The sequence below is a fragment of the Gluconobacter cerinus genome (assembly GCF_025961355.1).
Classification (GTDB): Bacteria; Pseudomonadota; Alphaproteobacteria; order Acetobacterales; family Acetobacteraceae; genus Gluconobacter; species Gluconobacter cerinus.
On sequence record NZ_JAOQNM010000001.1, the window covers coordinates 1,025,513 to 1,050,363 of the forward strand.

Genomic DNA, 24,851 nt, shown 5'->3' on the forward strand with positions numbered 1-24,851 from the left:
GACCCTGATGATAGTCAGGACTGCCGTTCGACACCATGACATTCATGCCACACTCGTAGTTCTGTATGACAGAATACAAAAAAACCGGCCTTGAAGGCCGGTCTTTCTGCATCATCCAGTCCAAAAAAAGACTGTGTCAGTCAGCGGCGTCAGCTGCCGCAGTCACAGTATTGGCTGCCGGACGGCCATTTACACGCACACGCGGGCCACGCGCCGGCTTGCCACCTGTCGTGATCTTTTCCATCTGCTGCTCAACCTGCGCTTCATAGCCGTATTCGGCAGGGCGCTGGTTGGCGAGCGAGATTTCCGGAACCATCGGCTTTTCAGTTTCCGGTCCGAACAGTGCGACCTTGGCGATGTGCCAGGGACGACGAACGGCATCCATCACAGCTGTGGATTCGTAGCCTGAGTGAACCATGCAGTCAGCGCATTTCTCATATGCGCCTGTGCCATACTTCTCCCACTCAGTGTCGTCCATCAGCTCTTTGAAGGTTTTGGCATAGCCTTCACCCAGCAGATAGCAGGGACGCTGCCAGCCAAACACGGTACGGAGCGGCTTGCCCCATGGCGTGCAGTGGTAGTTCTCGTTGCCAGCCAGGAAGTTCAGGAACAGCGGCGACTGTGTGAAGCGCCACTTCTTGCCTTTACCCAGACGGAAGACATCGCGGAAAAGCTGCTTGGTCTTCTGGCGGTTCAGGAAGTGAGCCTGATCCGGAGCGCGCTCGTAAGCATAGCCCGGAGCCGTCATGATGCCATCAACGCCCAGAGCCATGACTTCATCGAAGAACGCAGCCAGACGCTCAGGCACCGCACCATCAAAGACTGTGCAGTTGATGGAAACGCGGAAGCCACGAGCCTTGGCGGCCCGGATTGCTGCCGTCGCCTTCTCGAACACGCCGTCCTGACAGACCGACGAGTCATGCATCAGCTTGTCGCCGTCCAGATGCACGTCCCAGGAGAAGAAGTGGGATGGCTCGTAATCATCGAGCTTCTTCTCAAGGAGAAGACCGTTTGTGCAAAGGTAAACGTACTTCTTGCGCGCAATCAGACCCTTGATGATCTGAGGCATTTCCTTGTGCAGAAGGGGTTCACCACCTGCAACGGCAATGACAGGGGCGTCTGCTTCCGTGTCGGCATCCAGACATTCCTGCAAGCTCATGCGCTGGTTCAGGATCTGTGCCGGGTAGTCGATCTTACCACAACCGGCACACGCCAGATTGCAGCGGAACAGCGGTTCGAGCATCAGGACCAGCGGATATCGCTTGCGGCCCGTGAGGTGCTGCTTGACAACGTACCGTCCGACTCGGACAGCCTGCATCAAAGGAACGGCCATTATAATCCTCTGGTTCTAGCCACCGACAGTGTGCGCCATGACAGCGCGCCGGGGCCCTAAACATCTGAATGAGGCCCGTATGACCTAGGCAATGTCGGTTTGTGTTAACCGGCACCGAGAAGGCGCATCGGACTCTTGATTGACTGGCTATAGCCTCATTGCCATGTGGGCCTCAATGTCGTTGGTTGCAATTCTATGTAGTGATGTGGCCATTCGACCACAGAACGATTTCCGCATCCGGCGGTTGATACCGTGCAGCAAGAGCATGACCTCTTGCATAAAACGTCTCAGAGGACGAAAGCATGACCATGAATTCCCGATTTGCCCAGAACGCGACTCTGTCCCTTCTTGTGACCAGCCTCTTCGCAGGCGTCCCGGTGGCAGCAGCGCAAGCCCAGACCGCCCCAGCAGCCAGCGAAAGCTCTGCATCCGCGCCAGCCGCGCCAATTCAGGGTTTGTATGATGCTCTGAAAACTGCGCAGACGACGGGGAAGACCGCACAGCAACGCGCCACAATGATTGCGCCGGCCGTTGACCATGCGTTTGATCTTGAGGCCATTCTGCGTCGCTCTGTGGGGGTGCGCTATAATAATCTGAGCGCAGCTGATCGCACCCGCCTGCTTGGATCGTTCCGTCAGTTCACAATCGCGCGATATGCATCTTCTTTCAAACCGGGAAGCAACGCCGTCTTCACTATCCTGCCGCAGACCCGCCCTAACCCAACGGGTGGCCAGATTGTGGATACGACCATTGGCGGCGGTTCTGATGGTGGCACGCCAATCGATTACATCATGACGAGTGGTGCATCAGGCTGGCGCATCACAGACATTCTTCTGGATGCCCATATCAGCCAGGTTGCCGCACAACGTGCCGATTTCGGCGGCGCTCTGTCTCAGGGCGGTGCAAGCGGTCTTGCAGATCTGCTGGACCGGAAAACGACCAAATTCCTGCATGATTGAGTCTCGCGCGGCTACGAAGCTCTTCCTTCCTGATGTGAAGGGGAGATAAAAGACCGCCGTGCCTTCACCTCTCTCCATTGCAGCTGGCTTCTGTACACTCGTATCTGTAGCTGGAAATATTCAGGTCCTTACGGGGGCTACCCTTCTTGCACGTTTCCGCACGCGGGAACGTCGAGAGGACGAGGCCGTCCGCATGTCGGGCAGGCGTTGGCCAGCTGTTACAGTACTCAAGCCTCTTCACGGCAATGAGCCTTTGCTCCGCGAAGCGCTTGAGAGTGTCTTCGCGCAGGACTATCCGGACTTCCAGATTGTCTTTGGCGTTCACGACGAAGCCGATACGGCCCTGTCTGTCGTGCAGGATCTTCGTCAGAAATACCCTCAGATCCCAGTCAGCATTGTGATCAATGCTGACGAACACGGTCCGAACCGGAAAGTCAGCAACCTCATCAACATGTTCGATGAGGGGCGCCACGATGTTCTGGTCATTTCAGACTCTGACATTCACTGCGCTCCGACTTACCTGAAGCACGTCGTTTCCAGCCTCGAAGCTCCAGGTGTCGGACTTGTGACGACTCTTTATGCCGGGCGCACAGCTGGTGGAACGCTGGTCCAGCAACTTGGTGCCTGTCAGATCAACCACAATTTCCTGCCAGGCGTGATGATGTCACGCCTGCTGGGTCGTCAGGACTGTCTGGGCGCCACCATGGCTCTCACGCGACAGACACTGACTGACATTGGCGGCCTGGAAGCTCTTGTCGATCACGTGGCGGACGATGCTGAACTTGGTCAGCTTATCCGTCAGCGTGGTCAGGGCATCGCCATTGCGCCGTCCCTCACCCATACCACTGTTGGCGAACACACCCTCAGCGAGCTGCTCTCTCACGAGTTACGCTGGGGCAGAACCGTCAAGAATGTGGAACCCGTCGGCTATGGCCTGTCTTCCATTCAGCTTCCGCTGTTCTGGGCCGTCACAGCCGTTCTTTTTCGTCCCAATACATGGTGGACCTGGCTTCTGCTGGGGCTGACCTGGGCCATTCGTGGCCTTGGAAGCCGCATTATAGACCGTGCAACGGAGTGTCCTTTGCCCGCTGCGATCCCTCTTCTGGTCATCCGTGACTGGCTCTCCGCAGCCATCATGGTGGGCAGTGCAAGAGGGTCACGCGTTGCATGGCGCGGCAGAACGGTCCATATCGCCCGAAGAAAACGTAAATCTTCGGCGCGCGCCACAGCGTTCCAGTCTGGCGCCACCACCCACAGGAGTGTCCGATCATGATGAGAACCCTTTTTCTCCAGCCTCCTTCCTTCGACGGCTTCGATGGTGGTGCTGGTTCCCGTTATCAGGCCAAGCGTGAAATCAAGTCTTTCTGGTTTCCAACATGGCTGGCTCAGCCGGCAGCTCTGGTGCCCGGCTCCCGCCTGATCGACGCCCCCCCGGCGAAGATGGGCATGGATCCGATCCTTGAGGACGTGAAGAATCGCGACCTCGTCGTCATGCACACCTCCACGCCGTCCTTCGCATCGGACGTCCGCGTGGCGCAGATGATCAAAGACGCCAACCCGAAGATCATGATCGGCATGGTCGGCGCCAAGGTTGCCGTGCAGCCTGACGAGAGCATGAGACAGGGTGGCCCGATCGACTTCGTGGCGCGCAACGAGTTCGATTTCACGATCAAGGAAATCGCCGAGGGCAAGCCACTGGCAGAAGTGGACGGCATCACCTGGCGTAACGCTGACGGCGAGATCATCGCGAACAAAGAACGCGCGATGATCGAGGACATGGACAGCCTTCCGTTCGTAACGGAAGTCTACAAGCGTGATCTCAACATCAACGACTACTTCATCGGCTATCTGAAGCACCCGTACATTTCCATCTACACGGGCCGTGGCTGCAAATCCCGCTGCACGTTCTGCCTGTGGCCGCAGACGGTGGGCGGCCATCGCTACCGCACGCGTAGCCCGGAGCATGTTGCTGCCGAGATCCGTCTCGCCAAGCAGTACTTCCCGGACGTGCAGGAATTCATGTTCGATGATGACACCTTCACGGACGATCTGCCGCGCGCCGAAGCGATTGCCCGTGAAATGGGCAAGCTGGGCGTTACGTGGTCCTGCAATGCCAAGGCGAACGTCCCTTACGACACGCTGAAGATCATGAAGGAGAACGGCCTGCGCCTTCTCCTCGTGGGTTACGAAAGCGGCAACCAGCAGATCCTTCACAACATCAAGAAGGGCATGCGCGTCGAAGTCGCCAAGGAATTCACGAAGAACTGCCATAAGCTGGGCATCAAGATCCACGGCACATTCATTGTTGGTCTGCCGGGCGAGACGAAGGAAACCATTCAGGAGACCATCGCTTTCGCCAAGGAAATCAACCCGCACACGCTGCAGGTTTCCTTGGCCGCTCCTTATCCGGGCACGGCACTCCACAAGCAGGCAACCGAGAATGGCTGGCTGAACGTCGATGCGGCCGAGCTGATTGACGAGAACGGTGTGCAGATTGCTCCCCTGCATTACCCGCACCTGTCGCATACGGAAATTTTCGAGAGCGTCGAGGAATTCTATCGGAAGTTCTATTTCCGCGGCTCCAAGATCGCTTCCATCCTGAACGAGATGATCCGCAGCCCGCAAATGATGAAGCGTCGTCTGCGCGAAGGTGTGGAATTCTTCCAATTCCTCAAGGACCGTCACGCGGCCTGAGACCGTCCCTGACGGCCTCGTTTTCTCGAAAAGGGGCATGGCTTGACGGCCATGCCCCTTTTTTCATGACCCTCGCCCCCTGTTCCGGAGCTTCATCATGACCCGTCGCGCCATTGTTTCCGCCGATGATTTCGGCATGAGCCTGGAAGTCAACGAAGCCATCGAGGCAGCCCATCGCAAGGGCGTCCTTTCAACAGCGAGCCTGATGGTCGCCGGAGATGCCGCAGCGGACGCTGTCCGTCGGGCGAAAGCCATGCCTGACCTAAAAGTCGGATTGCACGTCGTCGCTATTGAGGGAAAGTCCGTATTGGATCTTCCCGCCATCACGGATGAACAGGGCTGGTTTGGCCGCAACCAGCTTCGGCTTGGCGTCGAATATTTCTTCAGCCCCCATGCCCGAAGCGCCATCCGCCGGGAAATTGAAGCGCAGTACCGCGTCTTTGCCCGTACAGGCCTTCCGCTGGATCACGCGAATGCCCACAAGCATATGCATCTCCACCCCACTGTCGGGCGCTTCCTGATTGAAATGGGGCTGGAGCATGGCCTGACAGCTGTGCGCTCTCCATTTGAGCCACCTGAGCCTGTGGACGCAAAAGATAGCATCGGTGATCGCGCCTTGCGTCGCTGGATTGGAGTCCTTCGCCATCAGATCCACAAAGCAGGCTTGAAGACCAATGACTGGTGCTTCGGGCTGCGCTGGTCTGGCCACATGACCCCTGACCGCATTCAAGCCCTCATTCCGAAGCTTCCCCAAGGCGTCAGTGAAATTTATTTCCACCCCGCCACGGCTCAAAACGCCATGATGCATCGCTTCATGCCCACCTACGATCAGGAAGGCGAACTCGCGGCGCTTCTCGATCCCGGTGTGCGAGATGCTTTCACACGTGAAAACGTGAAGCAGATTGGCTGGTCGGATCTTTAAGGCGTCGGACCGCTCGTTTTTTTGCTGTTTACTCACTCCGTTCCGAGATCATTATGATATCAGGGAACTGTAGACTTTTGAATTAACAAGGATTTAGAGGGGTGAAGGCAAGAATGAACGGACGGCATGTTTTCAAACGACTGTTTTTTCTCGTCGGGCTTGTAGCCTCACCAGCCTGGGCTAATCCATCCACAGTTCTGAGCGTCAAAGACGGCGATACCGTCCATAAATTCAGCGTTGAAGAGCTTCTGCACCGCCCGGAAACCCAGAGGCTCGATCTGTCCCATATCAAGCAGCCTCTTGGACCAGACGTTCCCGCGATCCCGCTTTCAGCGCTGATCCATCAGGATGATGCGCTGGCTTTTCAGGCCACAGATCTTTTTACGGCGGAAATTCCCAGGAGTGTCTTTGAGCAGGCTCGCAAACATCACGTCACTGCGTGGATCGCTATTGAAGACAAGGAATGGCCTAAACGCCGTCCTCACGGCCATGACCTTGGACCGTTTGCCCTTGTGTGGACCGGTGAGGAAGTTGGCATCATCAAGCAGGAACAATGGGTCGACCAGCTCGCTGCCATAACCCCATCCTCAAGTAATGAGCTGCCGTCTGGCACAAGTGAACCCGCCGCAAAAGGACAGGTCATTTTTGCGGAAAACTGTTTGCCCTGCCATCAGCTCATGGGCGTTGGCGAGGGAAGCATGGGACCGGATCTCGGGCGGCCCATCCCGGTAACAGAGTACATAACCCCCAAAGGCTTCAGGGCCATCATCCGCAACCCGAAGCAGGTCAGGAAGTGGCCAAGCGAACACATGGAGTCTTTTCCGGAAAGCGCCATCTCGGAAAGCGATCTGGATGCACTCTGGACCTATCTTCAGGAAGTCGGCCAGTCAGGATTGGCCCAGAAGCATCTTTGAAGCGCAGGGCTATGGGATGAACCGGGAAATAGCTTCCCAGGTCATCCCGTGATGTATCAGGCGCGCAGAGCAAAATCTTCCTGCGGCCGCGCACCAAAGCGCGTGATGATGGCACCAGCAGCCTGATTGCCGAGCTTCGCGCACGTCACAAGATCATGCTGCTTGCTCAGGCCAGCAAGGAATCCGGCCGCAAATGCATCACCAGCGCCGGTCGTATCCACAACCTTGACTGGCGTAGTCGGAACGTCGTGACGCTCGCCCTTGCTGATGACGACAGCGCCCTTTTCGCTCCGCGTGACGATAGCCAGCTGGGTTTCTGCAGCAACCTGACGCAGAGCGTCTTCGAAATCAGTCGTTTCATACAGCGCCAGAAGCTCGGCTTCGTTGGCAAAGAGAATATCGACGTGACCGGCAACGAGCCCACGGAATGCCGCGTGATGACGGCCAACGCAGAACGTATCTGACAGCGTCAGAGCAACCTGACGGCCAGCCTTACGGGCCAGCGTAGCGGCATGTTCGAAAGCCGCCTGAGCATGGGGCTTATCGTAAAGATAGCCTTCCATGTACGTGATGGCAGCATCCGTGACTGTCTCTTCATGAACGTCTGCCGGTGTAAATTCCGTACAGGCTCCGAGATAGGTGAACATGGTGCGTTGTCCATCGGGCGTCACGAGCACGATGCAGCGCGCGGTCGGAATTTTTTCAGACGCAGCGAGTGGCTGGGACGGGAAAGTCAGGCCCTGATCGCGGATATCCTGCGTAAAATGCGTCCCGGCCTGATCTTCAGCAACCTTGCCAAGATAAGAAACTTTTGCGCCCATACGAGCCGCAACCACCGCCGTATTGGCACCAGAACCGCCACCAGCAACACGTTCAACAGCAATACGGTTTTCAATGTCCTGCGCAGTTGCCGCATTGATGAGTGTCATGCTGCCTGGAGTTGCACCAAGATCGGCAATAACAGCCGGGTCAACAGAGGCAAGAACATCGACAATCGCGTTGCCGATGCAGAGGAGATCGTGCTTGGGGGCTGACATTAAGGCTCCAGAGTTCACAAAAAGGCAAAAAATCGTTCAAGACGCCATCTGCGCCATTAAATCAACACGATCATAGGTGCCCTCTGGGAACACGCCAACACCCGGGACGAATGCACTCTCCTGTTCTGCGCATGTCAGATTATGACATTTGCACGCAAGCGCGGGTTGTCCGTTCGGGGCGTGACCGTGTAAGCCTTGTCAGAGGCCGTTCCTGACGAACCCTGCACCAGCAGGTCCGGTGTCGAGCGGCCGAGACATAGTCCTTGTTCTTTCCAGATCCGTAGCGGGGTTTCCTTGTTCAGAAGACGCAAACCGGAAGAAGACGCAAAGCCTGCCGAGACAAGCAAGCTCGCCGGGCAGCCCATCTTTCCCAACCGGCCGGATGCTTCCAGCCAGACCACTCCTGCGTCCGGATCCGGAACAGCCAGCCCTCAGCCCAACCAGCAGAAGGACCCCGCATCTATGGGTCGTACCCCTTTCCCGGCGCCGCCATCCCCGAACAACCTGCCGGGCGCAACGCCGGCAACTGCGCCCCGTCCGGGTGCAGCAGGCGTACCGGGAGCACCGCGCCAGACGGGTCCGGAGCGTCGTACGCTGGTCGTCGGCCGTGGTATCAGCGTTCAGGGTTCGGTTCAGGATGCCGAGCGTCTGGTCGTTGAAGGGACTGTCGAGTCCAGCATGATTCAGGCGGCGGAAGTCGTTGTTGCACAGGGCGGTGTTTTCCGTGGTGCGATCGAAGTTGAAGATGCAGAAGTTGCCGGCACGATTGACGGCACCCTGACCGTCAACGGCAGCCTCACCATCCGCGGCAGCGGTCGTCTGATCGGCAAGGCAAAGTGCCGTCGTCTGCAGGTTGAAGATGGTGGCCAGATCACCGGTCAGCTCGAAATGATCACGGATGGCGTCGCCCCACGTTCCCCGATCGTGGAACCTGCGAAGGCTGCTCCGGAAGCTGCTGAGGAAAAAGCTGAAGGCTGATCCAGCCTCCATCTTTCTCTGAAGGTATCGAAAAGCCCGCTTCCCATGACTGGGGGGCGGGCTTTTTCGTATACACAATGACCAGAACAGAAAACTTCCGATACAAATCTGTTTTTTCTATAATAAATTTGCTTTTAATAAATATATATTCATTACACGCCGTATAGAATTTACGGCATCAAACAACAGATTAAATCTGCATTTAATTAAATCTCTGTATTAAATGGGAGTTTAAATCTAACTTTACAACATAATGTGTATATCGGCGCATCTACCTAAACCGCATCAGGACGCGCCAACCAATGAATGCCATTGTTGTCACCGCGCTAAGACGACCCTTAACGTTCGTCGTCCTGTCGATTCTGATTGTGATGCTTGGCATCCTCTCGATCCTCAGGACGCCAACGGACGTATTCCCCAATATCAAGATTCCGGTCGTCGCAGCGGTCTGGACCTATCCAGGTCTTCTGCCACAGGAATTTGCTGGCCGTATTACCTACAACTTCGAACTGGCTGTTACGACAACAGTTCAGAACATCGAACATATGGAGTCCAACTCCTATTATGGTCGGTCGATTGTAGATATTTACTTCCAGCCCGGCACGCCCATCGGGGAAGCCGAAGCAGAAGTGACGGCAATTTCGCAGACAGTGCTCCTGGGCCTTCCGCCCATGGTGCCTGCACCAATGATCATGGCCCTGAACCCATCTCAGGTTCCGGTCATTGCCCTACAGATCACATCTGACAAACAAACACCGTCCGATCTGTTCAAACTCGGCGTAATTACGGTTCGTCCACTGCTCGCAACCGTTCCGGGTGCCGTCGTGGCTCACCCGAATGGCGGTATGGACAGCTTTGTCATGGTTTCCATGAACCAGGCAGAGCTTCGTGCCCATCACCTTGCTGCTGCGGACGTACAGGCTGCCCTGCGCAAGCAGAACATTGTTCTGCCGGCCGGTGACCAGAAGATCGATGCGACCGACTGGATGGTGCAGACCAACGCAGCTCCGCAGAGCATGGAAGACATCGCCAATATCCCCGTCAAACGGGTTGGCAATGCGGTCATCTATGTGAGGGACGTCGCGGACGTCTATCGCGGTGGGCATCCTCAGACAAACCTGGTGCTGGTGAAGGGCCGTCAGGCTGTAGAAGTCATTACCCAGAAGGGTGGTACCGCCTCCACTCTGGATGTTGTGGCTGCGACCAAGGCGCTTCTTCCGCGTCTGCGTCGAATTCTGCCACCTGATGTGCATGTCTCAATCCTTGAAGACGCCTCCGTGATGGTGAAAGACCAGATCAAAGACGTCGTTCAGGAAATGATCACGGCCGCGTTCCTGACCGGTATCGTGGTCCTGCTGTTCCTTGGCTCCTGGCGCTCTACTGTTATCATCGCCACATCCATTCCGCTGGCCATTCTGTGTGCGCTCATCGGGCTGGGCTGGGCGGGTCAGTCCATCAACGTGATGACTCTGGGCGGCCTGGCGCTGGCCGTTGGTATTCTCGTCGATGACGCCACCGTCATGATCGAGAACATCGATACCCATCTTGAAATGGGCAAGGATCTGGAACTCGCCATCATTGATGCGGCAAACCAGATCGTCATCCCGACTTTCGTTTCCACAACCTGCATCTGCATTGTCTGGCTGCCACTCTTCGAGCTGGATGGCGTGTCAGGCTACCTCTTCATGCCGATGGCAGAAGCCATCATCTTCGCGATGATCGCGTCCTTTATCCTGTCCCGTACGCTCGTGCCCACCATGGCCAAGTATCTTCTCGCAGGACAGGTTCATCATGGCGCACATGGTGAAACCGATCATGGCCACCCTGAACCCAAAGGCTTCTTTGGCCGGTTTCAGGCTGGATTCGAAACCCGCTTCAATCGGTTCCGTGATGGCTATGGCAGCCTGCTGGAGCGCTGCATCAGCCGCCGTGGCGCTTTCGTCGGCATCTTCATGCTGATCTCCATTGCCTCAACCGGACTCTATGCCTTTGCAGGGCGAGACTTCTTCCCTGAAGTGAAATCCGGCACTCTCCAGATGCATATGCGTGCACCTTTGGGAACGCGTATCGAGGTTGCTGGCCGTATCGCTGCCCTCGTGGATGATCGCATTCATCAGGATCTGGCAGGCAAGGTTGAAAGCATCATTTCTGATTGCGGCCTGCCAGAAGGCCCTCACAATCAGGCATTCATGCCCACACCAAGCGTCGGAACGCAGGACTGCGACCTGACGATTGCCCTGAAAAATGATGCCTCCCCTGTCTGGGACTATCGCAAGCTGCTCCGCAAGGATCTGTCACAGCGTTTCCCCGGCACGGTCTTCACATTCCAGCCTGCTGATCTGACCCAGAAAATCCTGAACTTTGGATCTTCTGCTCCGATTGACGTTCAGATCTCCGGTCCGGATGCCCTGCTGAACTACGATTATGCCCGTCACATCATTGGCAAGATCCGTCAGGTTCCAGGTGCTGCAGACGTCACGATCCAGCAGACCATGTCCACGCCGACGCTGATGGTTAACGGTGATCGGACCTTTGGTCAGGCAACAGGCGTGACGGAAGCCGATATTGCCCAGAACGAACTGTACACGCTCTCGGGCTCAGCCGTTGTGGACCCGCAGTTCTGGCTTGACCCGGAAGACAACGTCACCTTCCCGCTGAACCTTTACACCTCACAGGATCAGATGACGCATCTGAGCGATCTGCTGACCATTCCGGTGGACAAAGGTGAAGGCAACACGGAGAACATCGACCCGCAGCTTCTGGGTGCCGTTGCCAACGTGATCGCAGCCGGAACACCGGGCGAAGTGTCTCACTACAACTCGATGTCCGAGATGGACATTTACGTAAACGTCGAGGGCACGGACATGGGTTCCGTTCTGGACGGCGTGAAAAAGGTACTGGCGGCCGACGCACATAACGTCCCGCGCTCGGCTGAAATTGACGTCCACGGACAAGCCACCACCATGCATGGTGCATATTCACAGCTTGTCTTCGGGCTCTGCGTTTCCGTGGTGCTGATCTATCTGCTGATCGTTGTGAACTTCCAGTCCTGGCTGGACCCGTTCATCATCATCACGGCTCTGCCGGGTGCTCTGGGCGGTATTGCATGGGCTCTGTTCCTGACAAATACGCGTCTGTCCGTTCCGGCTCTCACGGGCGCCATCATGTGCATGGGAACGGCCACGGCCAACTCCATCCTCGTGGTCTCGTTCGCCCGTGAACGCCTCGAAATCCATGGTGACGCCCTCAAGGCAGCACTGGAGGCCGGCTTCGGCCGTATCCGCCCCGTGCTCATGACCGCACTCGCCATGATCGTTGGCATGATCCCGATGGCCATTTCGAACTCTACGAACGCGCCACTGGGCAAGGCTGTCATCGGCGGTCTGCTGGTCGCAACGATTTCTACGCTGCTCTTTGTCCCCTGCGTTTACGCCATCCTCCACAATCGTTCTTCGCGTCAGAAGGAAACTGTCTAATGGCCAGCTCTCCGAAAATCTTCGCCATTGCGGGAAGCTGCGTTCTCGCGCTTTACGTGGGCTTCATCGTTGTCGAAAAAACCCATGCGGCAACGGAACTGAAGGCTGACACTGAAGCTGGCGCGATCCAGAACGTTGCGGTCGTCACGCCCAAACAGTCACCTGAGAAGGTCGCCCTGACGCTCCCCGGCACGATTGATGCCTGGTATCAGGCGCCGATCTACCCGCAGGTCTCTGGCTACGTGAAGATGTGGTACAAGGACTACGGTGCACACGTGAAGGCTGGCGACGCTCTGGCCGAGATCAATGCCCCTGCCCTTGATGCACAGTATGCGCAGGCCAAGGCAGATCTGGACTCTGTGATGGCGAAGTACCACCTCGCCACCGTGACGGCCGAGCGCTGGCGCGCCATGGGGCGGTCTCAGTCCGTTTCAGGGCAGTCCGTCTCGGTGTCCAACGCAAACGAACAGTCTGCCCATGCAGAAGTGGATGCAGCACAACGTAACGTTGATCACTTCGAAGCTCTCGAGAAGTTCAAGACCATCGTTGCACCGTTTGATGGCGTCGTGACGGCCCGTAACATCAACGTCGGTGATTATGTCAACAATGGCGGCGGTGGCCTGAACTCAACGGGTGGCGCATCCGAACTCTTCACGGTTGCGGATGTACAGAAGCTGCGTCTGTTCGTGTCCGTGCCGGAAACATTCTCCTATGTTCTGCAGCCGGATCTGACCGCAACCATCAGTGTGCCCCAGTATCGTGGCCGCACGTTTGAAGCGCATTACCTGACGACATCACGCGGCTTCGACCCGACCACCCGTACAGCCGTGGCCGAGTTCACCCTGGAGAACAAGGATGAAGTGCTCTGGCCCGGGACCTTTGCGTCAGCCGCTCTGAAATCCCACAATGAAGACGCACATCTCTACGAAATCCCGACCAGTGCTCTCGTCTTCGAAGAAAAGGGCATGCAGGTCGCCGTCGTCGATGAAAACAGCCGCGTCCATTATCGGAACGTCACCGTCGGTCGCATGGCCGACACTTCGACCGAAATCCAGAATGGCATTTCCCCGACAGACCGCATCATCTCCAACCCGCCAGCCGATGTGCTGGAAGGCGACAAGGTCAATGTCGTGGAAGGTCAGCGCGGCTATAACCAGTCAGGCTATGGGAAAGACCAATGATCAGCCCCATCCTTCGCCGTTTTTCACTCGCATGCGGTTCAGCCCTCTCCCTTCTGGGGCTGTCAGCCTGCGATCTCGCCCCGACCTACAAGGCCCCCAGCTTCGTCGTCCCGGCGAGCTGGCAGGGTCAGGCGCCGTTCGCTGTCGCCACGCCTGCTGATACGCTCCTTCCGGAAAACTGGTGGATCATGCTGCATGATCCACTCCTGAACGGGCTTGAAGAACGCGCAACCGCAGACAACGGGGACATTCAGGCAGCGGCAGAACGCTTCATTCAGGCACGGTCCCTCGTAGCAGCGGCGCGGTCCGAACTGCTCCCCCATGCCAGCCTGGAAGCCGGTGCGTCAGACAACAAACAGTCTGCTGACCGTCTGTTCCGCAATGGTGCCACGCTCACGCAAACGGAAGAGGATTACGGCGGCCTCGTGTCCTGGGAGCCGGACTTCTGGTCGTCCATCCGGAACCGCGTTCGGTCCCAGAAGCAGTTTGCCCAGCAACGCGCGGCAGACTTCGCCATGGCGCGCCTGAGCACCCAGGCCGAACTGGCGCGCGATTATATTGAATTGCGCGGCTATGATGCGCAGGATGCGATCTACTCACAGTCCATCGCCTTCTATAAGCGGGCTGTCACCATCACGGAAAATCAGGTTCAGAATCAGGCAGCCCCACGTCTGGATCTGGCCCGTGCTCAGGCACAGCTCTACACCACGCAGGCTGCTCAGCTGGATATTCAGGCTGCCCGTCAGGTTACGGAGCATGCCATTGCCGTTCTGACCAACTCGTCTCCATCGGCGTTCCATATTCCGCAGGTTCAGACGTTCAGCTTCATCCAGCCGAGCATCCCAACCACCGTGCCTTCCGAACTGCTGCAACGTCGGCCAGACATTGCGTCGGCCGAACGCGAAATGGCTCAAGCCAACCGGGAAATCGGCATTGCCCGTGCGGCATTCTACCCGCATATCGCTTTGAAGCTGGGCGGCGGTTTTGCGTCCAATGGCTTCGATCTTGCCAATCTGGCCAATTCACTCTGGACGTATGGCGCCAGCCTCGACATGCCACTCTTTGACGGTGGCCTGCGTCGGGCGGAACTCCAGAGAACGTGGTCTGCATACCGGGAAACGCGCGACGAATACCGCATGAAGGTTCTTGATGCCTTCCGCGAAGTCGAAGATGGCTTGTCCCGGACTGAGCGCCTCTCCAAAGAAAATACCGCTCTGGAGCAGGCCGTCAGAGCCAATCTCGACACCCAGAATATGACCATGACCCTTTATCAAGGTGGCGTTGGCACATACCTGGAAGCGATTTTCAGTCAGGAAAACACACTGGAAAGCCGCATCCATCAGGTAGAGGTCGCCACGCGCCTTTATACGGCAGATGTGGACCTGATCCGCAGCCTGGGTGGCGGGTGGTCCGTCAAGGCCCTGCCAACCATGGACCAGACGCTGTCTATCGCGCCGCTCCAGTATGACAACCTGCACCACCCGAAAGCTGTTGGGGATGTTACGGCATCACAGCATCCGGAGCAGTTCGAGAACCTTACGGGCACCGCACCTTCGACGCCTGGCCTCGGCCATGACAGGCAACTTCCCTCCCTACCAATGGGAGATCTGGCGAACCATCCCTGAACAGACGGATGGCCAGAAATAGCCAATAAAAAAGCCGTCCATTTGGACGGCTTTTTTTTTAATCGCGACGGTCGCGGATTTTGACGTAGGCGATGGCCGCATGTTCCGCACAGTAGGGCTTACCCGGCAGAGGGGTTGCGCCACAGAAATGGAACCCCGGGGTGCCCGGATCACCGATCGGCCAACAGCAGGACGGCCCACGACGCGTCGGACGATCAATGCTGGCCGTAAAACGCGGCGGCGGAGCCGGACGGACCGGCGGAGCCACACGGGGTTCCGGAGCAGGCGGCTTGGCGGGCGCTTCAGCCTTCAGGGGTGGAACCGCAGCCGCGCGTGCAACTGGAGCAACCACAGGACGGGCCGCCACAGTTTCTGCAGCCTTTGCAGGAGCGGCCTTGGGCGCATCCACCTTGGCTGGGGTGACCTTGGCGTCTACCTTGTCCCCCAAAAGGTCAGCAGTTGCTTCGGCAGGTGCCGCAGCCTTCCGGGCGGGGGGTTTGCGCCGTGGCACTTCCGTTGACGGCGTTTCGCCATCCTTGACCTTGCGGTTCCGGATGGGTGACGGGCGAGGCGGCAGGCCAAGGCGATGCGCCTTGCCAACAACAGCATTCTTCGTGATGGAAAGCTGGCGGCCGATTTCGGCGGTCGAAAGTCCCTGACTCCACAACTCGCGAAGTCTGGCGATCGTCTCGTCCGTCCAGTCCATATATCGTTCCTCTGTCGCGCATCCGGGCCTGTCTTGGCCCACTATCCTGTTACCCGCCGACCCTTTTTACAGGACCGGAATCTTTTGGGTGACGTTCCTTACCAGAAAGTCATGCCCGCGTCGAAGGTGCTTGTCACGCGTCCGCAGGTTCACCGTCTGGTGCAACCCGCTGAAGCTCAACACATCCCTTTACGACAGCCAGTGCAATCTCGCCACGTACGAGCGCCAACGCATCCAGCCCAAAAACTTCACGACGCCAGCCCTTAAGAGCACCGACATCTGTCTCACCAAGCGCAATCCGGTCCAGATCTTCGGAAGACGCCACCAGACGCGGCGCAACCTTGTGCATTTCACATTTGGCTGTCTGAAGCACCCGAAGAAGCGCAACCAGTGCTGCTGATGGCCGTCCACGATCAGACTTGGACGGTGGCTTGGGCAGTTCGGATTCTGGAAGATTTTCACCGACACGAACGACTTCCAGAAGTCCCTGCCCCATACGTCCTTCAGCAAAGCCGCGCGTTACACCACGGACACGCGCTAGCGTCTCAACGTTTTCCGGCTTAATCGCAGCAATTTCGAGCAGACTTTCATCCCGAATAACCCGCTGCCGGGGAATATCGGCGTTCTGCGCCTCTTTTTCACGCCATGCTGCTATCTCGCGCAGGATACCAAGCATTCTGCGATTATTCGTGCGGGCTTTCAGCTTTTCCCAAAGACGGCGCGGATCAGGGCGGAATGTCTCTTCGGACGTGAGAACAGCCTGTTCAGCATCAGCCCAGCGTAGGCGACCTTCGTCTTCAAGCTGCTTGCGCAGTGCAAGATAGACCGTACGAAGATGCGTCACATCTGCTGCTGCGTAAGCGATCTGGGCCTTCGTCAGGGGGCGGGCTGACCAATCGCTGAACCGATGGGCCTTGTCGATCGCATTGCCAGTGATCGCCCCCACGAGGCTGTCATAGCCGACCTGATCGCCAAATCCGGCCACCATCGCTGCGACCTGTGTATCGAACAGGGACTGCGGGAGCCGGTCGAAAATATGAAGGAAGATTTCAAGGTCCTGCCGTGCGGCATGGAACACCTTGATGCATCCGGGCTCATCCAGAAGTTCACCCAGAGGAGCCAGATCAATGCCCGGCGCCAGCGTATCGATAACGGCGACGTCTTCGGCACCAGCAAGCTGCACGAGGCAGAGCTCGGGCCAGTAGGTTTTTTCCCGAACGAATTCCGTATCGATGGTAACGAACGGCTCCTGCTTCAGCTTGTTGCAGAGCCGTGCAACCTCCTCACTGGAGGTTACGATGACGGGGGACGGGAAATCAGAGGCTTTCGGACGCATGGCCCGATCCTACACAAAGGAATCGCCTCTGACCACGCCCCCACTGCCCTCAGATGAGGGACAGTGAAACGCGAGCAGCCGTCAGATCAGATGGACTTCTCGATCCAGGCCTTGAGCTGGCTCTTTGGCATCGCACCCATCTGCTGTGCAACCGGCTTGCCGTCCTTGAAGACGATCAGCGTCGGGATGCTGCGAACGCCGTATTGCGTCGGGGCTTCCGGGTTGGAGTCGATGTTGACCTTAGCGACCTTTAGGCGGCCCTGATACTCAGCGCCGATTTCCTCGAGCGCCGGGGCAATCATCTTGCACGGACCGCACCATTCTGCCCAGAAATCGACCAGAACCGGGCCGTCAGATTTCAGGACGTCTGTTTCAAAGCTGCTATCCGTAACGGCAACCGTATTTGCGCTCATGGACGTGTTCCTTGTGATGAAACGTGTTTCTGTAAACCGATATCGGCTTCTCTGGTCAGGACTGCAAGAGCCTGCCCATTAAATCAAGACTCCTCCAGTACACGATCCAGAAGCTCATCTGGAAGAACCATCACAGAGGGCCCCTCCGTCCAGACCAGCGAGCAGTGAATGGAAAAATCGGGGTGCAGTTGCTGGAGAACAGCCCGATAGGCCGCCATCTGATGTCTATATGCTTTGGGTGTCCGCTCGACGCGACTCGGGGGAGTGCGGTTCGTTTTGTAATCACAGATCCAGATTTCTCCGTCCCCGATCCACAGACGATCCACCTGCCCCAGAACCACGCGCCCCTCACTGATGCCCGATATTGGCTGCTCGGCCCGACTGCCTGCCTGAAACAGAGGTGCGAGATCCGGATGATGCAGGACGCCCATGACCTGATCCGTCAGACGCTCGACCTCGTTCTCTGTCAGCCCGAGCGCAGGTCTGGAGAGCCAGCGGGTTGCGAGCGCCAGCCGGTCTTCGGAAGGCGTTTCCGGCAAAAGCTGAAGCAGGCGATGGATCATCGTGCCGCGCCGCATGGCCTGTTCCCGAACTGGCTTTGGCCTCCCCGCCAGAAGTTCCAGCGGGGAGCGGGCTGCGGGCACTTCGCCAAACTCCGCGCCATCCGGCCGGCTTGGCGCCAGAGGCCGGGTCATGGCGTCTTCTATTGGCGCAACATCCGCGCGCCACTCGGGCGCACGGCCTAGCCAGACCGGCAAGTCCAGCATGGGCGTGACGATCTGCGGCGCGGCATCCGGCGCGGGAGCCACACTTCGCTCTTCTTCCAGAAGCAGACGATCTCCGTCCCACCCCAGTCCCAGCGGTTCGGATCGCGCATTGACGAGCGTTTCGAAGCCGGCCTGACACTGACGATACCAGCTAGTGTCTTCCGGCTGACGTTTCGTGGAGGCTCCGCAGATCACCAGCCAGTCACTGGCGCGCGTCAGTGCCACGTAGAGCAGACGGTTGTTCTCCGCCCGCGCCTTTTCCGCATCCCGCGCAGACAAAGCCGTCGTAACATCCGTTCCGGCATCTTTCTTCGGCACCCAGATCGGAAGATCCAGCCCCGCAGCTTCTTCCCACAGAAAGTCTCCACTGGCTGGCGCACGGGACAACGTATCCGGCATCACGACCAGCCGGGCCTGCAATCCCTTCGATCCATGCACAGTCATGACGCGGACAGCCCCGGTCTCGCTTTCGGCTTCACGCTTACTGGTGATTTCGCTGGCTTCCAGCCAATGTAGAAATCCCTGAAGCGAAGGGGGGTGCAGTCCTTCGTATCGTAGGGCGGCTGTCAGCAGTTCGTCCACAGGTTCAGCCGCTTCCGGCCCAAGACGACGCAGCAGTCTTGTGCGCCCACCATGCGGGCCAAGGGCTTCGGCCAACAGACGATACGGCGTGGCATAATCCACCCGTGCATAGAGCGCGGACAGCATCGTCCACGCTGCCTGCCACTCCGCACGCTCCCGATGACGTTCCCGCAGAACAGTCCAGAGCGGCTGGCCTTTCGGGCCAAGGGCGTGGGCGCGACCGTCTTTCGTCGCCAGCGCCATCAGGGAATCATCGCTTAGTCCACCGAGGGGTGAGGTCAGAACCGCCGCCAGTGTCAGATCGTCTTGTGGCAAAAGCAGTGCCGCACAGAGCGTCATGAGGTCGCGCACAGCGACCTGCTGTGTCAGACCAACGCGCACCAGTGTTGCCACCGGCACATTCCGCGACTTCAACGCCCGGATCAGGGAGCGCAGGAATGACGAACGACGCGGCACGAGAATCAGAACATCGCCCGCTTTCAAAGGCGCCTGTCCCGGTTGCGGCGAACGGCCAATCTGTTGATCAATCCACCCGGCAAGGGCCTCCGCCAGACGCTGTGGCGCACTGCGCTGGCCGGTATTGGTTTTCGGAGCCTGCCAGGGCGTCAGACCTTCATCATCGTCCTCGCCTTCCAACACCGGAACAAGCGGCCAGAGTTCAACGCGCCCACCCTGCCCCGGACGCGCGGACACATGGGGAAGAAGTGTCTCCTGCCCCTGTTCCAGCAGGCCATGTGCGGCATTCGGCTGGGAAAAGACCGCGTCCACAAAAGACAGAACGGGCGTGACGGAGCGGAACGAGACGTTCAGATCCGGATCACGCCACGGCAGACCCGCATTCTGAACGCGGCGGGCAAATTCGGCTCTCCAGCTATGAAACTGTTCAGGATCAGCGCCCTGAAATCCGTAAATGGACTGTTTGTAGTCACCGACCGCGAACACGGTGCGGGGTCTCGGCCCCTGCTCCCAGGCGCCCTCACCGGAAAAGAACTCGGATGTCAGAGCTCCGGCGATCTCCCACTGAAGGCCCGAATTGTCCTGCACCTCATCCAGTAGAAGATGGTCGATCCCGCCATCTAGCTTGTAGAGCACCCAGGCCGCACCTGGATCTTCCAGCAGATTCCGCGTTTCCTGAATAAGGTCGTTGTAGTCCACCAGTCCACGCGCGGCCTTGCCCTCTCGGAAGCTGAACAGCATCGGCGCGGCAAGGGACAGAAGTGCACGGTTCAGGGAAAGAAGCACGGCGCGCTTAATGCTCTCGGTCAGGTCCAGCAGGCGCTGGCCTTCGCGCGTAATGATATCTTCTAGATGCGGGAGAACCTTCCGGGCTGGCGCGCTGGCAAAACCGTTTATTTTTCTAAGCGTCCCGGCTTTAACAATGAAGCTCCCCATCCAGACAGCAGGATTGCGACTTTCAACGGGAGACGCCAACCAATCAAGCATTGGTACAACCAGCTTCAGAGCACTGTCTGTTGCCAAAGGTTGAAGAGCCTGCAATTCGGAACGCAGTCGCTCTTCTTCTGGAGGCTTACAGATCAACCCTTCCAGATCAGATGCCGCCTCCTGCCCGGCTTTCAGGGCTCCCCGATAGGCGCTCAGCACAGCATCCGGCAGGATCTGCCAACGATCCAGCAGGGGACGGACGCGACTTTCTTCCATGTTCAGAGCGCGGATCCGCTGGAAGAACCGGTCGATCCCGATAGTCCCCGCCACCTCCGCCACGATTTTCGGAGCCTTGGCGAGTTCGTCTTCCATGGCTTCCCGCAAAGCCAGCGTCGTATCCGTGTCTTCCATCAGGGTAAAATGCGGATCGACTGAGGCTTCAAGTGGGAAACGGCGCAGAAGCGACTGACAAAACGCATGGATCGTCTCGATCCGCAGACCGCCCGGCAGGTCCAGAACCTTCAGGAACAGCGCACGGGCCGCCCGGCGCGTCTCGTCCGTGTTGGGGACACGTAATTTCTCAAGTTCCCGACCCAGACGCTCATCCGGGAGCGACACCCATTCGCCGAGCCGGGACTGGAGACGGTTGGCCATCTCGGCGGCGGCGGCTTTGGTGTAGGTCAGGCACAGGATACGGGACGGATTTGCCCCTTCAGCCAACACAATCGACCCATCACCTGCTTCTACTTCAAGGGGCAGCATCAGGCGAAGCAGACGATCAATCAGCAGCTTCGTCTTACCTGATCCGGCAGACGCGGACACGAAGACGGACGCCATTGGGTCAGATGCGGCAATCTGCGTGCGATCAGCTTCAGCAATAACGTCAGCGCGATTGCGGGTCTCGCTCATGAGTCATCTCCTTCCGCATAGGCCGCACGCCATTCATCCACCCGTGCCAACTGGGCGTAATCCGTGTAGCGCGGCACATGTCCGGCCCAGGGCTGGGAGCGATAGGGTTGATCAGGCTGGTCATACTCATCAATGAGGCCGCGTAGTTTTTCTATGGCCTCACCAATCAGGGCAGCCGCATCAAGGCTGGATTTCCGGCTCGGGACTTCGCTCTCTTTCCCCGGATCATCGCCGCCTGTCAGGTGCCAGTACAGAAGCTGTTTCGTTTCGGCAGCCGGAACGCCTTCGAAAGCACCCTTGGCCAGCAATGCCCCTTCCAGAACAAGCTGAACGGACCATCCACCTTCCACGGCTTTGCCGGTGGGCGGAGAGCCGGTCTTGTAATCGAAGATCGTCGCCTTGCCATCTTCGTCAATGTCAATGCGATCTGCCCGGCCGCGGAGTTCGAACGGTGCACGTGCAGCTTCGATCTTGAAGGACGCAGACACTTCCATATGCCGCGCAGTGGCGTGCTCCTGTTCTCGACGGCTCCGCTCCTGTACGGCAACCCAGTCCGCAATACGCTCCAGCCTTGGGGCCCACCAACTGACCAGTGCAGGTCTCATATTGGCCTTGGCCAGTTCTTCCGCGAAGGCACGCTTCAGGGATGAGGCTACGTTCTGCGGCCAGCGGTCCGGATAGTCTTTAAGAACGCGATCCATGGCCTCGTGCACAATCATGCCGAAATCCGCGTGTTCCGCACCTTCTTCAAGCGGCTTAAGCGCCTTCAGCTTCAGGACATGCTTGGCGTAAATGGCATACGGGTCCTGCATCCACGTCTCGATCTCCGTGATGCTCAGACGACGCGGGCGGAGTGTCACAGGTGGCCTTGGCTCAGGGGGCGCCACGGTTTCCGCGCCATCCAGCGGCTGATCCATCGCCTTTTGCCATTCGAGCGCGGGATGCATCGGCAGTTTCTGCCCACGGCCACCCAGAAACGCTTCCATTCGCACCATCCAGCGGGCGGGCACACCCGGTGCACCGTCACGCCGGGCGGAGCTGGAGAACACAACCTCCCCAGCGGCCAGAGCCGTTGAGACGAAATCATGAGCGCTAATGCCGATCTGTCGTTCGGGAGACGGCAGACCAACACGCGTCCGCATCGGGCGGCTCAGCCATGGCCCCGGATCTGTTGCAGGTGGCCAGACCGTTTCGTTTAATCCACCCAGAACAACCACATCGAACGCCAACAGACGCGCTTCGAGCACACCGAGAATGGTGACACGCGGATGGGCCAGTTCTACACCACCCCGATGCGCGCGCAGACCCGTCAGCATCTGCCCGGCCATGGACGTGTTCAGGAAGGAATCCAGATGCGCCAGCCTTTGGGGGGGCAGGATGCCAGTATGCTGAATTAAAGCGGCCAAGTGGCGGGAGAGCGCCTCACCATCGTCCCCCATCCAGAGACGCCCGCCCGGATGCAGTCCTTCTTCGGGCTCTGCGGTCAGTTCTGTTTCAGTCGCGGCCAGGGCTTCGGCAGTATGGATCAAGGCTTCCAGCAATTTAGGGAGTGGAACCGCGCCAGACAGGCCAAGCAAAGGCTCGAAAGCGGCTTCAATCCGGGCGATGAACGCTGCTGGCCCTTCCGGCTCATCAGGAGCATCCGCGCTTGCCCCATTGTCCGGATCACGCTGGTTCTGAATATAGGTCTCAAGCGCCGCTTTAAGGCCTGCAATACCGGGTGCAGGAGCAGGTCCACGCAGCAACAGACGCTCCAGCCGACGGGCCGAGGCGTGACAGTTGCCCGGTGTCCGACCAAGAGACGTCAAAGGGTGCTTCAGAACAGAAAGCAGAGCCACCGGTGAAAGCTGGGCCTCGGCCGCCGTGGCGATCAAGCGCAGGAACACGGCGGCTGGCGTCTGCGCCAGAGGCTCACCCGCACTGTCATCAGCATAAATCCCGAACCGCAGAAGCTCGGTCCCAACACGCTGGGCAAGGCTGCGATCTGGCGTCACAAGCGCACAGGTCTGGCCGGGGACGGAGACGACATTCCTGAGGATCAGCGCGATGGACTGCGCTTCCTGTTGCTGATCCTGTGCGGGCAGCAGGGACAGGCCAGAGATATCACGCGGGTTCAGATCCCGCCCCCAGGCCGTAATCCCCTGTTCCGGCAGCATGACGCCACGCATCAGGCGCTCTCTGGCCCGATCCCTGCCGCCGTCCCAATCCGTCAGATCGTCGCGTATCAGCCCCAGATCCGTAAGAATTTCCTTAAGACCAGCCTGTGGGTGTGACGCAGGAAGCGCGTCCCACATCGCCTGAGGCAGGTCCAGATCAACACCCGGCAGGATCACCAGCCCGGCGGGTAACGTCGCAACCGCCGCCAGCACATCTGAAACCGCTGCGGACCCATCTGCGAACCCCACCGCCCAAACTGGCGTGTGGGGAGGAACATGCTGCCACGCCGCTGCCTGCGCTTTCAGACGCGTGACCTGACGGGCGACGGGGTTCGATAGACCTTCTTCCTCCAGCCATTTCGGCCAGATGGTCGTAACGATTTCCAGAAATTTCAGCGTCTGCTGCCAGTGTTCTGAAAAGCGTTCTTCCACAGCGTCCGGCAGGCTTTTTGCCAGATCGACGCCACTGCGCTCGGCCTCATCCATCAGGTCAGCCAGGGCCTTGGCGAGAGGCCATGCCCGATCAATGCCTTTGGTTTTGTCCACTCCGACACTGACAATGGGCGTTTGCAGAATCAGCATGGACAGAACAGCCAGCCGTCTTTGTGGTTCAACAGCCGGGGGCAACGAGACATCAATCCCGATGGACGCCAGCGCCTCTTCATCCACGTCATTTATCGCAACAATGCGCGGCAGGAGGGATGCCTTGCCATCCAGCACGCGCAGGAACGCTTCCATCAACGCACGGCCGGCACGACGGCTCGGCACGAGCAGCAAGCCCGGACCATCCGTTCCGGCAGCGGGGTCCTGTTTCAGCCATTCATGAGCGACCCGATCCAGAAACGGCTCGGTGCCCGCGATCGTCACAACGGTCATAGCGCAATCCCGCTCAGGCGCTCGTTCGGCCAGCCGGTTAGCTCTGCAAACCGTTGGTCTTCTGTCGCGCCCGAGGTGAGCGTCAGATGCAGCGCATTGGCAGGGAGGAGATCTTCAGCGCGCTCTGGCCATTCCACCAGCATGATGCCTTCGCAGGCTTCATCCCAGGCCAGTTCATACAGCGCATCCGGCCCATCCAGCCGCCACAGATCATAGTGGAAAACCGGCCCGGCAGAGGTGTCATAAGGCTGAACCAGTGCAAAACTCGGGCTTGGAACGTCCATCTGCGGATCACGGGCCAAAACCCGCAGAAATGCCCGCGCAAAGGTAGTTTTCCCGGCCCCCAGACCGCCTGACAGGGCAATGCAATCGCCCGGAGCGCACAGCCCGGCGATTCGGGCGGCAAGATGTTCGGTCGAGGGCTGATCGGGAAGACGTATCTGCATCCCCGCAATGTGACGCCGCACGCCTCATCCATCAAGCGGTGGATGTTCTGCTTTCTGACAACAGGGCATTGCTCGTCACAAGCATAAAACATGACACAAAACGAAATAAAGTGAACGTTTTGTGATTATTTGAAAAATTCAAACAATCCTTATTGACT

The 24,851-nt window shown here is 58.4% G+C and carries 18 protein-coding genes; 9 read left to right on the forward strand and 9 right to left on the reverse strand.

What is annotated here, in order from left to right; genetic code table 11:
• Nucleotides 1-136: 136 nt before the first annotated feature.
• Nucleotides 137-1,333, reverse strand: coding sequence for an adenosyl-hopene transferase HpnH (gene hpnH, locus M2305_RS04760; RefSeq protein ID WP_099210969.1), 1,197 nt, complete (start codon nucleotides 1,331-1,333; stop codon nucleotides 137-139).
• A gap of 302 nt (nucleotides 1,334-1,635) precedes the next feature.
• Here hpnH and M2305_RS04765 point away from each other — a divergent pair, with 302 nt between their 5' ends.
• The 5 genes from M2305_RS04765 (at nucleotide 1,636) to M2305_RS04785 (ending at nucleotide 6,822) form a co-directional block, all read left to right on the forward strand.
• A complete protein-coding gene (locus M2305_RS04765) occupies nucleotides 1,636-2,292 on the forward strand; it encodes an ABC transporter substrate-binding protein (RefSeq protein ID WP_264648711.1) in 657 nt (218 codons plus the stop codon).
• A 58-nt stretch (nucleotides 2,293-2,350) separates the two neighbouring features.
• Nucleotides 2,351-3,565 (forward strand): bacteriohopanetetrol glucosamine biosynthesis glycosyltransferase HpnI, encoded by a 1,215-nt coding sequence (gene hpnI, locus M2305_RS04770; RefSeq protein ID WP_264648712.1) that lies wholly within the window; start codon nucleotides 2,351-2,353, stop codon nucleotides 3,563-3,565.
• The gene (gene hpnJ / locus M2305_RS04775; RefSeq protein ID WP_086634238.1) at nucleotides 3,562-4,986 is read left to right on the forward strand and encodes a hopanoid biosynthesis associated radical SAM protein HpnJ; all 1,425 of its coding nucleotides are present in this window, start codon (nucleotides 3,562-3,564) and stop codon (nucleotides 4,984-4,986) included. The genes hpnI and hpnJ overlap by 4 nt, the downstream gene beginning before the upstream one ends.
• 97 nt (nucleotides 4,987-5,083) lie before the next feature.
• Nucleotides 5,084-5,908, forward strand: coding sequence for a hopanoid biosynthesis-associated protein HpnK (hpnK, locus tag M2305_RS04780; protein ID WP_264648713.1), 825 nt, complete (start codon nucleotides 5,084-5,086; stop codon nucleotides 5,906-5,908).
• 101 nt (nucleotides 5,909-6,009) lie between these two features.
• Nucleotides 6,010-6,822: a c-type cytochrome gene (locus M2305_RS04785; RefSeq protein ID WP_202206239.1), complete on the forward strand. Its 813-nt coding sequence runs from the start codon at nucleotides 6,010-6,012 to the stop codon at nucleotides 6,820-6,822.
• Nucleotides 6,823-6,878: 56 nt separating this feature from the next.
• Here M2305_RS04785 and M2305_RS04790 read toward each other — a convergent pair whose 3' ends face one another.
• Complete coding sequence (locus tag M2305_RS04790) at nucleotides 6,879-7,859, reverse strand: adenosine kinase (RefSeq protein ID WP_264648714.1); 981 nt, start codon at nucleotides 7,857-7,859, stop codon at nucleotides 6,879-6,881.
• 134 nt (nucleotides 7,860-7,993) lie between these two features.
• A complete protein-coding gene (locus M2305_RS04795; RefSeq protein ID WP_167386095.1) occupies nucleotides 7,994-8,260 on the reverse strand; it encodes a hypothetical protein in 267 nt (88 codons plus the stop codon).
• On the opposite strand from M2305_RS04795, the gene M2305_RS04800 reads away from it, so the two are divergent.
• The 4 genes from M2305_RS04800 (at nucleotide 8,154) to M2305_RS04815 (ending at nucleotide 15,119) form a co-directional block, all read left to right on the forward strand.
• Nucleotides 8,154-8,837, forward strand: a complete 684-nt coding sequence (locus M2305_RS04800) for a bactofilin family protein (RefSeq protein WP_249211332.1) — start codon at nucleotides 8,154-8,156, stop codon at nucleotides 8,835-8,837. The two genes, M2305_RS04795 and M2305_RS04800, sit on opposite strands and share 107 nt — an antisense overlap.
• 302 nt (nucleotides 8,838-9,139) lie before the next feature.
• Nucleotides 9,140-12,313, forward strand: coding sequence for an efflux RND transporter permease subunit (locus M2305_RS04805; protein ID WP_064273557.1), 3,174 nt, complete (start codon nucleotides 9,140-9,142; stop codon nucleotides 12,311-12,313).
• On the forward strand, nucleotides 12,313-13,494 hold the full coding sequence (locus tag M2305_RS04810) for an efflux RND transporter periplasmic adaptor subunit (RefSeq protein ID WP_086634233.1): 1,182 nt from the start codon (nucleotides 12,313-12,315) through the stop codon (nucleotides 13,492-13,494). The genes M2305_RS04805 and M2305_RS04810 overlap by 1 nt, the downstream gene beginning before the upstream one ends.
• On the forward strand, nucleotides 13,491-15,119 hold the full coding sequence (locus tag M2305_RS04815) for an efflux transporter outer membrane subunit (RefSeq protein WP_264648715.1): 1,629 nt from the start codon (nucleotides 13,491-13,493) through the stop codon (nucleotides 15,117-15,119). Before M2305_RS04810 ends, M2305_RS04815 begins: the two co-directional genes overlap by 4 nt.
• A 58-nt stretch (nucleotides 15,120-15,177) precedes the next feature.
• Here the strand turns inward: M2305_RS04815 and M2305_RS04820 are convergent, their stop codons facing one another.
• The 6 genes from M2305_RS04820 to tsaE form a co-directional block, all read right to left on the reverse strand.
• Complete coding sequence (locus M2305_RS04820) at nucleotides 15,178-15,825, reverse strand: GcrA family cell cycle regulator (protein WP_264648716.1); 648 nt, start codon at nucleotides 15,823-15,825, stop codon at nucleotides 15,178-15,180.
• 133 nt (nucleotides 15,826-15,958) lie between these two features.
• Complete coding sequence (gene rnd / locus M2305_RS04825; protein WP_202206233.1) at nucleotides 15,959-17,161, reverse strand: ribonuclease D; 1,203 nt, start codon at nucleotides 17,159-17,161, stop codon at nucleotides 15,959-15,961.
• 86 nt (nucleotides 17,162-17,247) lie between these two features.
• A complete protein-coding gene (gene trxA, locus M2305_RS04830) occupies nucleotides 17,248-17,574 on the reverse strand; it encodes a thioredoxin TrxA (RefSeq protein WP_007283421.1) in 327 nt (108 codons plus the stop codon).
• 83 nt (nucleotides 17,575-17,657) lie between these two features.
• On the reverse strand, nucleotides 17,658-21,215 hold the full coding sequence (addA, locus tag M2305_RS04835) for a double-strand break repair helicase AddA (RefSeq protein ID WP_264648717.1): 3,558 nt from the start codon (nucleotides 21,213-21,215) through the stop codon (nucleotides 17,658-17,660).
• Nucleotides 21,212-24,247 (reverse strand): double-strand break repair protein AddB, encoded by a 3,036-nt coding sequence (gene addB / locus M2305_RS04840; RefSeq protein ID WP_264648718.1) that lies wholly within the window; start codon nucleotides 24,245-24,247, stop codon nucleotides 21,212-21,214. The genes addA and addB overlap by 4 nt, the downstream gene beginning before the upstream one ends.
• A complete protein-coding gene (gene tsaE, locus M2305_RS04845) occupies nucleotides 24,244-24,693 on the reverse strand; it encodes a tRNA (adenosine(37)-N6)-threonylcarbamoyltransferase complex ATPase subunit type 1 TsaE (protein WP_264649932.1) in 450 nt (149 codons plus the stop codon). Before tsaE ends, addB begins: the two co-directional genes overlap by 4 nt.
• Nucleotides 24,694-24,851 lie beyond the last annotated feature (158 nt).